11 protein-coding genes and 2 tRNA genes are annotated in these 10,541 nt (G+C 59.7%); 8 read left to right on the forward strand and 5 right to left on the reverse strand.

The features are described 5' to 3' along the window. Positions 1–5 precede the first annotated feature (5 nt). Positions 6–1,031, reverse strand: coding sequence for a LacI family DNA-binding transcriptional regulator (locus ACESY8_RS11230; protein WP_009257635.1), 1,026 nt, complete (start codon positions 1,029–1,031; stop codon positions 6–8). Between the two features lie 474 nt (positions 1,032–1,505). On the opposite strand from ACESY8_RS11230, the gene ACESY8_RS11235 reads away from it, so the two are divergent. After that, positions 1,506–2,888, forward strand: a complete 1,383-nt coding sequence (locus ACESY8_RS11235; protein ID WP_007488626.1) for a radical SAM/SPASM domain-containing protein — start codon at positions 1,506–1,508, stop codon at positions 2,886–2,888. A gap of 146 nt (positions 2,889–3,034) precedes the next feature. Here the strand turns inward: ACESY8_RS11235 and ACESY8_RS11240 are convergent, their stop codons facing one another. Beyond that, positions 3,035–4,228, reverse strand: a complete 1,194-nt coding sequence (locus ACESY8_RS11240; RefSeq protein WP_054339035.1) for a coenzyme F420-0:L-glutamate ligase — start codon at positions 4,226–4,228, stop codon at positions 3,035–3,037. Positions 4,229–4,346: 118 nt separating this feature from the next. Beyond that, entirely contained in the window at positions 4,347–5,258 is a 912-nt protein-coding gene (locus ACESY8_RS11245) for a LysR family transcriptional regulator (protein WP_007488621.1), read from the reverse strand. Positions 5,259–5,369: 111 nt separating this feature from the next. Here ACESY8_RS11245 and ACESY8_RS11250 point away from each other — a divergent pair, with 111 nt between their 5' ends. Together ACESY8_RS11250 and ACESY8_RS11255 are read left to right on the forward strand one after the other, a co-directional pair. Beyond that, on the forward strand, positions 5,370–5,516 hold the full coding sequence (locus ACESY8_RS11250; RefSeq protein WP_009257632.1) for a hypothetical protein: 147 nt from the start codon (positions 5,370–5,372) through the stop codon (positions 5,514–5,516). A gap of 280 nt (positions 5,517–5,796) precedes the next feature. Further along, the gene (locus tag ACESY8_RS11255; RefSeq protein ID WP_007488619.1) at positions 5,797–5,955 is read left to right on the forward strand and encodes a hypothetical protein; all 159 of its coding nucleotides are present in this window, start codon (positions 5,797–5,799) and stop codon (positions 5,953–5,955) included. A 72-nt stretch (positions 5,956–6,027) separates the two neighbouring features. Here the strand turns inward: ACESY8_RS11255 and ACESY8_RS11260 are convergent, their stop codons facing one another. Both ACESY8_RS11260 and ACESY8_RS11265 read right to left on the reverse strand, forming a co-directional pair. Next, the gene (locus ACESY8_RS11260) at positions 6,028–7,311 is read right to left on the reverse strand and encodes an adenylosuccinate synthase (RefSeq protein ID WP_009257631.1); all 1,284 of its coding nucleotides are present in this window, start codon (positions 7,309–7,311) and stop codon (positions 6,028–6,030) included. Positions 7,312–7,469: 158 nt separating this feature from the next. Next, positions 7,470–8,159 (reverse strand): DUF3298 and DUF4163 domain-containing protein, encoded by a 690-nt coding sequence (locus tag ACESY8_RS11265; protein ID WP_131971789.1) that lies wholly within the window; start codon positions 8,157–8,159, stop codon positions 7,470–7,472. 144 nt (positions 8,160–8,303) lie between these two features. On the opposite strand from ACESY8_RS11265, the gene ACESY8_RS11270 reads away from it, so the two are divergent. From ACESY8_RS11270 to ACESY8_RS11290, 5 genes are all read left to right on the forward strand, one after another. Further along, complete coding sequence (locus ACESY8_RS11270; protein ID WP_009257629.1) at positions 8,304–8,612, forward strand: YerC/YecD family TrpR-related protein; 309 nt, start codon at positions 8,304–8,306, stop codon at positions 8,610–8,612. After that, on the forward strand, positions 8,602–9,348 hold the full coding sequence (locus ACESY8_RS11275; protein WP_498794743.1) for a class I SAM-dependent DNA methyltransferase: 747 nt from the start codon (positions 8,602–8,604) through the stop codon (positions 9,346–9,348). Before ACESY8_RS11270 ends, ACESY8_RS11275 begins: the two co-directional genes overlap by 11 nt. Before the next feature lie 5 nt (positions 9,349–9,353). Then, positions 9,354–10,232: an Hsp33 family molecular chaperone HslO gene (gene hslO, locus ACESY8_RS11280; protein ID WP_065534380.1), complete on the forward strand. Its 879-nt coding sequence runs from the start codon at positions 9,354–9,356 to the stop codon at positions 10,230–10,232. Positions 10,233–10,354: 122 nt separating this feature from the next. Next, a tRNA-Val gene (locus tag ACESY8_RS11285) sits at positions 10,355–10,430 on the forward strand. 35 nt (positions 10,431–10,465) lie between these two features. Next, positions 10,466–10,539, forward strand: a tRNA-Asp gene (locus ACESY8_RS11290). Positions 10,540–10,541: the final 2 nt, after the last annotated feature.

Raw genomic sequence — 10,541 nt, forward strand, 5'->3', positions numbered from 1 at the left:
TGTACTTATACATATAGAATCCGTTCGCCATAGATGGTCTTGACCGAGCCTCTCACCACCAGCTTGGGCTGAAGGTGGATATTTTTGGTTTCAATGGGCTTACCCACGATTGCCCGGATCAGCGTATCCGCCGCCCGGCGTCCCATTTCGATGGTCGGCTGCTGAATGGTGGCCAGAGGCGGGTCACATAGCTGAGAAAAGCCGATGTTGTCAAAGCCGATGATTTCCACATCCTCCGGGATAGCGTAAGTCAGCTCCTTGAGCGCCTTAATGGCGCCCAGCGCCATGGTATCATTGGCCGCCAGGACTCCGGTAAAGCGGGTGCCCTCCCGCTCCAGCTCCATGATGGCCCGGTATCCGCTTTCAAAGGTGTAGTCGCCATATTTAATGAGCCGCTCCTCAAACGGCAGACGGTACTGCTCCAGCGCATCCCGGTAGCCCTGAATCCGCTCCACCGAGGTGGAGATGTTTCGCGGACCGGAGATCAAAGCGATTTTCTCGTTACGATGCTGAATGAGCAGGCTACACGCCATGAAAAGGGCGTAGGAGTTGTCCACAAAGATTCCCGCCGTATACTCGGCGCCCGCCAGCATGCGGTCCACCAGCACACAGGGCACGCTGTACTTCTTCAGCCTCTGGTAGTGCTCTCCAGCGGTCTGGGCTGTTGTCACTAAAATAATGCCGTCTACCCGCTTGGCCAGGAAGATGGAGAGGTAACGCTCCTCCTTTTCCATGGAGAAATCTGTGTTTCCCAGCAGAACGGTGTACCCTTGCTCTGTGGCCTCCCCCTCGATTGCCTTGACCAGCTCACCGAAAAAGGGGTTTATAATATCCGGGATAATCAGCCCAAGAGTCTTGGACTGGTTCTGGCTCGGCAGGCTGTAGGAGCGGTAGTTCGTCTCCTTCACAATTTGCAATACGCGTCTGCGTGTTTCAGGGCCGACTCCCTGTTCAATTCCGTTTACGACTCTGGAAACCGTCGCTTTTGATACTCCGGCCATTCTTGCGATGTCTTCCATCGTAACTCTCATGTATGTGATCCTTCCATACAGGGGCCCTGCCCTGCGGTGTCATCTGGTACTGCTTTGTTTGTTAAGTGAATTGTATTTGAGTAACAAAGTTTCGTCAGTATGTAAACATAGCCGAAATTTATAGTATAAAATAAACAAACAGCACAAATCTTTTAAGACACTTTTACAACAACTTGAGAGTTTTTTGTAACTTTACCGCTTAATTGACCCATGATTTAGAGAAATGTATTTCCCTCCCGTCCCTTCTGTGCACCTCAAAATATTCTCTATCGTTTTTTATGGTTTTAAATATTATAAAAAACGGTTGTCAAAACGCAATAAAGAAACTTCAAAAGCCAAACTGCTTTTAAGCAAACTGCCATTTTTGTCTAGAGTTTGGACAGGATGCGGGTTTTGTCTATTTTCCTTTTGCAAAAACGGCGGTATAGTAGCAACGATGAATGGTATGACATGCCGTGAAAGGGGAAAACCAAGATGAAGATTCCTGACAGTTTGAAGCGCTACGGCCTGGCCAAGGTGTATGATTATCTGGACAAGGACCCGATGAACAACATGGGCAAGGTCATGGATCTGGTCAACAAGTTTGCCGGCGACACCCTGTCCCTCCAGCGGGAGGCATTTGATAAGGTAATTAACGACAAGGACTCCTGTTGGCACCAGCTCATTGAGAAGGTCTGGACCCAGACCGACCCCAGTGTGCTCAAGACGATATTCAACAACTTCTTTGTCAATGCAAACCTGGTGGGCTGGCCCAAGCAGGAGGAACTGCGCAAGAAGTACGGCTGCAACATTCCCTGGGCCATCCTGCTGGACCCCACCTCCGCCTGTAATCTGCATTGCACCGGCTGTTGGGCGGCGGAGTACGGCAACAAGCTCAACCTGACCTTTGATGAGATTGACTCCATCATTACTCAGGGCAAGGAGCTGGGCATCTACCTGTACATCTACACCGGCGGCGAGCCGCTGGTGCGCAAGAAGGACCTGATCGCCCTGTGCGAGAAGCACAGCGATGCGGCCTTCCTCTCCTTTACCAACGCCACCCTGATCGACGAGGAGTTCTGCCAGGACATGCTGCGTGTGGGCAACTTTATCCCCGCCATCAGCCTGGAGGGCTTCGAGGAGGCCAACGACTCCCGCCGCGGAGAGGGTGTGTACGACAAGGTCACCCACGCCATGGCCCTGCTGAAGCAGCACCACCTGCCCTTCGGCATCTCCGCCTGCTACACCAGCGTCAACTACAAGGACATCACCAGCGAGAAGTTTTACGATCTGATCATGGATCTGGGCGCTTACTTCGTGTGGTTCTTCCACTACATGCCCGTGGGCAACGACGCCGCCCCCGAGCTGATGCCCAACCCCGAGCAGCGGGCCGAGGTCTACCGCCGCATCCGCGCCATGCGGGAGACCAAGGGCATCTTTGCCATGGACTTCCAGAACGACGCCGAGTATGTGGGCGGGTGCATCGCCGGCGGCCGCCGCTACCTGCACATCAACGCCAACGGCGACGTGGACCCCTGCGTGTTCATCCACTATTCCGACTCCAACATCCGGGAGAAGAGCCTGCTGGAGTGCCTGCAATCCCCCATGTTCATGGCCTACCATGACAACCAGCCCTTCAACGAGAACATGCTCCGCCCCTGTCCCATGTTGGAAAACCCGGAGTTCATTGAGAAGATGGTTCACGAGACGGGCGCCCACTCCACCGATCCTCAGTCTCCCGAGAGCGTGGAGCATCTGACGGCCAAGACCCACCCCTATGCCGACAACTGGACTCCCATGGCCGACAAGCTGTGGTCCGAGTCCCATCCCGGCTGCGCCGGGTGCGCAGGCTGTGGCAGCACCGGCTGCGGCCAGTAACAACGGTCACAAAAAAGCGCGTGTACGTAGTTTTCGTACACGCGCTTTAGCCTGTCGAAGAAGTCTTTTCGACAGGCTGAGGGACTTTTTGAAACTTGAAAAAAGTTGAAAAAAATGGCCCGCCGGTCTCCCGGCGGGCCGCTGTCTTATTCGGTGGTATAATTGTCGAAATAGCCCTGAATGTAGACGATGGGGGTACCCTTGTCGCCAGAGCCGGAGGTCAGGTCGCACAAGGAGCCGATCAGGTCGGTCAGGCGGCGGGGCGTGGTGCCCTGGGCGGCCATTTTGCCCACCAGGGAGCCGTCCTTCTTTTTGATCTCGTCTTTGATGGCATCCCGCAGCGCCTCGCCGGACAGGGCGGCAAAGTCGTTGTCCGCCAGATACTTGAGCTTGAGCTCGTTGGGGGTGCCCTCCAGGCCGGCGGTGTAGGCGGGAGAGACCACCGGATCAGCCAGCTCCCAGATCTTGCCCACGGGGTCCTTGAAGGCGCCGTCGCCGTAGACCATGACCTCCACGTGCTTGCCGCTCTCCCTCAGGATGCGGGCCTGAATGGCCTCCACCAGATCCTGGCACTCCCGGGGAAAGAGCTTCACCTTGTCCTCGGTGGACTTGTTGGAGCCCAGCAATCCGTACTTGGCGTTGTAGCCGCTGCCGTCGATGGAGGCGGTCATGATCTCGTCCAGGCAGAAGACCTTCTCCGCCCCGGCGGCCAGCAGGCGGCGCTTGGTGCGGGCGCGGGTGTGGATGTCACAGGCCAGCACGTTCTTGGTGTAGGGCAGGATGGCCCGGGGGTCATTGGCGAAGATGACCTCCACCTCCGCGCCGCTCTCCCGGATCAGGTTGGAATAGTAGTCCACATAGTCCACGCCCGTGAAGGGGTGGACGGTGTAGCCGAACAGCTCCCGGTAACGCTCCAGGGTGAGGACATCCTTATAGGGGTCCACCCCCTTCTCGTCCATCGCATCCACATCGATGAGGTGATTGCCCACCTCGTCGGAGGGGTAGGACAGCATCAGGACGACCTTTCTGGCCCCCTTGGCGATGCCCCGCAGACAGATGGCAAAGCGATTGCGGCTGAGGATGGGGAACAGGACACCCACGGTCTCCCCGCCCAGCTTGGCGCGCACGTCGGCGGCGATATCGTCCACCGAGGCGTAGTTCCCCTGGGCGCGGGCGACAATGGCCTCGGTCATGGCAATCACGTCCCGGTCGCGGATGGTGAGCGCTCCGTCCTTGACAGTCTCCAAGACGGAATTGGTGACGATCTCCACCAGGTCGTCCCCACTTCGGATGATGGGAGCACGAATTCCCATGGATACGGTGCCGACCATGCGGCTCATGCAACAACACTCCTATTATCTTTCATTTCGGTGCGGCACTTCCGCCGCAACGGATGTATTATACTATAAAGGAGACAGCTTGTAAAACAAAAATTTTGCAAGCCGTCCCTTTTTTGGCTCACACCCCATCTCCCTGCTCCGCCGGGAAATGCTCCCCCACCCATTGGCGGACGCACTCCAAAAAGCGGGCAGTTAACGGCGAAGGGGAACGGCCGCGGCGTATCGCCAGGGCGATACGCCGGTAGTGTCTCCGCTCCAGCGGGATGGCGGCGAAGGCGTAGCTGGAGGCACGCAGCACCAGCTCCGGACGGATACTCACCCCAAGCCCCTGTTCCACCATGGCCAATGCGGCAAAGTCATCATTGACGGTGTAACGGAGATTGGGCCGGAATCCCTCCTCCTGGAAAATGAGGCCGATCTCCAAATCCCGCTCCTCCGGTGTGTTGATATAGGGATCCTCCCGGAACCGCTCCATGGGATAGTAGGGGGCCTTTGCCAAAGGGTGATCCAGGGGAAGTACCGCCATCAGCTCGTCCCGAAAAAGGGGGTAGGTTTCCAGCCCCGGCCCCGCGGGCAGTCCCAAAAAGCCGCAGTCTGCCTGACCCTGCCGCAGCAGATCCTCCACCTCCGCGAACTCCCAGTTGCTTACCAGGTCAAACTGAATACCCGGGTAGCGGCCGAGGAACTCCTTCATGATAGCGGGCAGCCAGTGGATGGACACGCTGGCGAAGGTGGCCACCCGCAGGGTTCCCCGGGTCAGGCCGTGGAGCTCCGCCACCTGCTCCTCCAGCTCCCTGCCCGCATTGCACACCGCCTGAACATAGGGCAGCAGCGCCGCCCCGCTGCTGCTGAGCACCACCCCCGTCCGGCTGCGGGTAAGAAGCTCCATGTCCCACTCCCGCTCCAGATCGGCAATCACGCGGCTCACCGCCGACTGGGTATACCCCAGCGCCTCCGCCGCACGGGTGATGCTCCCCAGCTCCACAGTTTTCAGCAGAATTTGATACTTGTTAAGATTCACAATTACCATTCCATTTCCGCATATTCAGCATGAAAAAGATTCGCTTGTCTCATATCTTATATTATTGTATACTGAAACCGTAAGGAAGGCAAGAGCTTGTGATAGAAAGGAGTTATCACAATGAAAAAGACGATTTGGACCACCGACCACCGTACGCTGGAGCATTACAGGGAGATGAGCAGCATGCCCTTCTCTGTTGATCTTATGCGTGCTTACTGGCAGGGCAGCCCCTGGCGGGCCCTCCGAGTGCTGTTTCCCAGGGGTTGACACCTTGTCCTGCAAGGGTTTCACCATATAACACGCCTCATGGAGCGGCGGGCATGCCTCCCTCCTTGATCTGCACAAGGATTTGTCCCCCTCCAGCCACAGAAGGGGGCCCCCCCCCCCGGCGGGGGCCCTTCTGTGCGTTTCAAGCGCCGGTTAAACAATCATCGTACGTTCCTTGGAACTATTTTGCGTGTAACCATCCTTGTTTTCCCCTCTACAATGGAAATACTATGCCTCACAGGGCAAAAATGCTCTGAAAACCGCAAAAGAGGTGTGTCTTATGAAGAAGGCTCATGGAACGAGCAAACAGCTTCCTGCGCTGGACGAGCGCAGCGATGGAATTCTGGAAAACAGGGGCTGGTCCGCCGAGGCCAAGCGCCGCTTCTGGCCCAAGCACTCTTGGAAGGCACTCATGGACTGTTATCGCCACAGCCGCTGAGCTGGTGTGCACAAGGAAAGCCTCCGGCACAGCCGGAGGCTTTCCTTTGCCTTTCCGCACAGAGGGACGGTCTCAGCTCCCGGCCCGCCGGCAGATCTCATGGCGCTTGGGGCCGGTGGAGACGATGGTGATGGGGGCCTCGATGTGCTTTTCAATGAAGTCCACATAGTCCCGGGCGGCCTTGGGCAGCTTGCCGTAGTCGGTGACGCCCCGGATGTCGCACTTCCAGCCCGGCAGGGTTTCATACACCGGCTTGGCCCGGTCCAGCAGAGCGGGCACAGGGAAGTCGGTGGTCACCTTGCCGTCGATCTCATAGCCGGTGCACACCTTGATCTCGTCGAGGTAGCCCAGGCAGTCGATGGCGGTGAGCGCCACCTGTGTGGCCCCCTGCACTATGCAGCCGTATTTCGTAGCAACGGCATCGAACCAGCCCACCCGGCGGGGCCGGCCGGTGGTGGCGCCGAACTCACCGGCGTCGCCGCCCCGGCGTCTCAGTTCGTCGGCCTCCGCGCCGAACAGCTCGCTGACGAAGGCGCCGGCGCCCACGGCGGAGGAGTATGCCTTAGTGACCGTGATGATATCGGTAAGGGCCGTGGGAGGCACCGCGCCGCCCACGGTGCCGAAGCCCGCCAGGGTATGGGAGGAGGTGGTCATGGGGCAGATGCCCAGGTTGGGATCCTTCATGGAGCCCAACTGCCCCTCCAGCAGCACCCGCCTGCCCTCCTTAAGGGCCCGGTGAACGAAGCCCACCGCGTCGCCCACGTAGGGCTCCAGCGCCGCGCGGTAGCCCATCAGCTCGTCAAACAACGCCTTTGGCTCCAGCAGAGGCTTGTGGTAGAGGTGCTCCAGCAGGACGTTTTTCAGGGTACAGATGTGCTCCAGTTGACCCATGAGCCGCTCCTCATTGTAGAGGTCGGCCACCTGAATCCCGATTTTGGCGTACTTGTCGGAATAGAAGGGTGCGATGCCCGACTTGGTGGAGCCGAAAGCAGCCCCCGCCAGGCGCTCCTCCTCATAGCTGTCCAGCAGCACATGATAGCTCATCAGAAGCTGGGTACGCTGATCCACGATGATATGGGGGGCGGGCACACCGCCGTCGGCCAGATGCTTCAGCTCGGCCAGAAACTTCTTCACGTCCAGGGCCACACCGTTGCCGATGATGTTGGTGGTATGCGGGTAAAAGACACCCGAGGGCAGTTGGTGGAGCGCAAATTTGCCGTAGTCACAGATGATGGTGTGCCCGGCGTTGGCCCCGCCCTGAAAGCGGATGACCACATCGGACGCCTCGGCTAGGAGATCGGTGATCTTTCCCTTGCCCTCGTCGCCCCAGTTTGCGCCAACGATTGCTTTGACCATAGTTCGTTCCTCCTGCCGCGGGGATTCGCGCATTGGCCTTTTCCCGCGCGCAACCGCCCGGGAGGGCACCTTCATTTATGAAGGAGTCTCTCCCGGAACGCCCTTTATTATAACGCCGCGGCGGCAGGGCTGACAAGGTAAAAAGTGCAAAAAAACAGCTATTCCTCCGGGGTATTTTCTTTCTGGCCCGGGATTGCGAGAGAAAAGGCCGGAATCCCCTCCGCATAGGGCGCGATGGAGTAAAGTGGAAAGTAGATCACAGGCCCCGCCTCCGTCAAATAGAAACGCTCCGGGTCGAAGCTGCGGGGCAGCCGCGCCTCCCAGTCGGGCGCGAACCAGGACTCCCCCGCGGACAGCCGAGCCCGGAGCTGCCGCTCCACCTCCGCCAGCGCCCATGCCCTCCACCGGAATCCCGGCGGAAACAGCTCCCCCAGCGTCAGGGGGCTCCCCCCCGGCAGCGCCCAGGCGCTTCCCTGCCGCAGGGTGACGCCGTGGGGGCCCCCGGTCCGCTCCGCGGCGTCATAATACAGGCTCAGGCACTCCGGGGTGTGGAGGGTCACGGCGCCGGTGAGGGATGCCTCCCACGGCCGGAAGGGATGGGAGACCTCCCTGGCCTGCCGGGCGGCCGTGCAGGCCCTGGGATAGAGCTCCCGCTCCCAGCGGGCCGCCCACGCCCCCTCCAGGCGGCGGCACCAGCGCTCCAGCCGCCGCAGGCCGGGTATTCCCTCCGGCAGCTCCAGGCGGACACCGGAGACCGCGAGCACCGGCTCCTCCTCCCAGCAGAATTCCCGCCTCCACTCCTTCCAAGTCGGCTCGGCCTTCTCCGTCCCTGTGTGCAGCCCCTTCATCGCGGGCACCTCCCTCTTTCAGAATCCGGTGCTCCATCCTATGAAACTCCGTAAAATCGGTGAAAAAGAGGTTTACTTCTATACTTCACTTTGGTAAAATAGATACGATTTCCGCAGAGACTGACGAGGAGGTCATTGATACCTATGACGAAAAACGAAAAGCGGGAGCATGGGGATGTGCTCTATGAGGCCATTCTTACCCTGAAGGATCTGGAGGAGTGCAAGAAGTTCTTTTCCGACCTGTGCACCGTGGCGGAGCTGAGGGCTATGGAACAGCGCTTTGAGGTGGCCATGCTCCTGTCCGACGGCATGATCTACAACGACATTCTGGAGCGCACCGGCGCGTCCAGCGCCACCATCAGCCGGGTCAACCGTTCTCTCCAGTACGGGGCCGACGGTTATCAGGCGGTGCTCCCGCGGATCAAGGAGAAGCTGGGCGGCGATGGCATATGAATTCCTGGCGGGGTGCTACGACGCCTTTACCGCCGACGTGCACTATGCCCGCTGGGCCGACTATCTGGAGAAGCACTTCGCCCGCAGCCGGCTGCCCATCCGCACGGTGCTGGATCTGGCCTGCGGCACCGGGAGCCTGACCCGTGTCCTGGCGGAGCGGGGCTATGAGATGATCGGCGCCGACCTGTCCCAGGAGATGCTGGCCCAGGCGGCGGAGAAATGCCAGGGCGCAGGCCCCATCGAGCCGATCTTTCTGCATCAGGCCATGGAGGAGCTGGATCTCTACGGCACTATCGACGCCTGCGTGTGCTGCCTGGACAGCATCAACTACGTCACCAGCTCCAAAAAGCTGGCCCGGGCCTTCCGGCGGGTGCACACCTTCCTCATGCCCGGCGGCCTCTTTCTCTTTGACATCAACACCCCGCAAAAGCTCCGGGGCCTGGACGGCCAGATGTTTCTGGACGAGAGCGAGGATGCCTACTGCGTCTGGCGGGCCGACTGGTCGGAGCGCCGGCGCATCTGCACCTATGGAATGGACATCTTCCGGCTGGATCCAGGCGGGCTGTGGAGCCGCTGGGAGGAGGTTCACGAGGAGTACGCCTACGAACCGGCGGAGCTGGAGGCGCTGCTCCGGCAGGCCGGTTTCCGGCAGGTCAGACAATACGGCGAGCTGAGGTTCCGCGCCCCCAGGGAGGGGGAGCAGCGGATTTTCTTTGCCGCACGAAAGGAATTTTGACAAGCATGGCAGACAAGATCATTCGCGTTTTGGCCAAGGACGCGCCGGTGAAGGCATCGGCGATCACGGCCAAGGAGATGGTGGAGCGTTCGCGGCAGATTCACAAGACTCTGCCCGTGGCCACCGCGGCCCTGGGCCGCAGCCTGATGGCCGCCTCCATGATGGGCAACCAGCTCAAGGAGAAGGATGGCTCGGTAACCCTGCGCATCAAGGGAGGCGGCCCGCTGGGCGGCATCACCGTGGTGTCCGACAGCCAGGGCAACGCCCGGGGCTATGTGGTCAATCCCCTGGTGGACCTCCCCCTGAAGGGCCCCGCCAAGCTGGATGTGGGCAGCGCCGTGGGGCGGGACGGCTCCCTCACTGTCATCAAGGATCTGTGCATGAAGGAGCCCTATGTGGGCACTGTCCCCCTGGTATCCGGCGAGATCGCCGAGGATATTACCTCCTACTTTGCTGAGAGTGAGCAGATCCCCACCGCCTGTGCCCTGGGCGTGCTGGTGGACGTGGACCAGAGCGTGCAGTGCGCTGGTGGATACCTCATTCAGCTCCTCCCCGGCGCAGATGACGCCGCCATCTCCGCCATCGAGCAGGGTATCGCCAGGGTAGGCCCGGTAACCGAGGCGCTGCGGGGCGGCCTGAGCGCCAGGGAGCTGGTGGAGCAGGTGCTCTCTGAATTTCAGTTGGAGGTACTCTCTGAGGAGCCGGTGGAGTACCGCTGCTACTGCAGCCGGGAGCGGGTCACCCGCGCCCTCATCAGTATGGGGCGTGAGGAGTTGAACTCCCTCATCCGGGAGCAGGGCAGGGCCGAGCTCACCTGCCAGTTCTGCGACAAGGTATATCACTATACAAACGAGGAGCTGGAAGGACTTCTGGCCTCACTGTAGGTTTGAGAGAAAAAAAGCAAAAAATTTTGGCTGAAATGGTTGACAACTGGGGGAAGCTTTAGTATAATAACCTTCGCCGCGTGACCAAGAGTGATTTACAAACTGGTCTGCGGCGAGGACAAGGGAGCATAGCTCAGCTGGGAGAGCGCATGCCTTACAAGCATGATGTCACAGGTTCGAACCCTGTTGTTCCCACCACTCCCGTGAGGGAGCTCCCGTACCCCCTACCGTCTGGCGCGGTAGTTCAGTTGGTTAGAACGCCGGCCTGTCACGCCGGAGGTCGAGGGTTCAAGTCCCTTCCGCGTCGCC

The organism is Clostridium sp. ATCC BAA-442 (assembly GCF_964239415.1).
Taxonomy (GTDB): domain Bacteria; phylum Bacillota; class Clostridia; order Oscillospirales; family Oscillospiraceae; genus Flavonifractor; species Flavonifractor plautii.

Coding starts and splice junctions, on each gene's coding strand:
- ACESY8_RS11230 (WP_009257635.1), bottom strand. CDS start 1,031: ATGAGAGTTACGATGGAAGACATCGCAAGAATGGCCGGAGTATCAAAA.
- ACESY8_RS11235 (WP_007488626.1), top strand. CDS start 1,506: ATGAAGATTCCTGACAGTTTGAAGCGCTACGGCCTGGCCAAGGTGTAT.
- ACESY8_RS11240 (WP_054339035.1), bottom strand. CDS start 4,228: ATGAGCCGCATGGTCGGCACCGTATCCATGGGAATTCGTGCTCCCATC.
- ACESY8_RS11245 (WP_007488621.1), bottom strand. CDS start 5,258: ATGGTAATTGTGAATCTTAACAAGTATCAAATTCTGCTGAAAACTGTG.
- ACESY8_RS11250 (WP_009257632.1), top strand. CDS start 5,370: ATGAAAAAGACGATTTGGACCACCGACCACCGTACGCTGGAGCATTAC.
- ACESY8_RS11255 (WP_007488619.1), top strand. CDS start 5,797: ATGAAGAAGGCTCATGGAACGAGCAAACAGCTTCCTGCGCTGGACGAG.
- ACESY8_RS11260 (WP_009257631.1), bottom strand. CDS start 7,311: ATGGTCAAAGCAATCGTTGGCGCAAACTGGGGCGACGAGGGCAAGGGA.
- ACESY8_RS11265 (WP_131971789.1), bottom strand. CDS start 8,159: ATGAAGGGGCTGCACACAGGGACGGAGAAGGCCGAGCCGACTTGGAAG.
- ACESY8_RS11270 (WP_009257629.1), top strand. CDS start 8,304: ATGACGAAAAACGAAAAGCGGGAGCATGGGGATGTGCTCTATGAGGCC.
- ACESY8_RS11275 (WP_498794743.1), top strand. CDS start 8,602: ATGGCATATGAATTCCTGGCGGGGTGCTACGACGCCTTTACCGCCGAC.
- hslO (WP_065534380.1), top strand. CDS start 9,354: ATGGCAGACAAGATCATTCGCGTTTTGGCCAAGGACGCGCCGGTGAAG.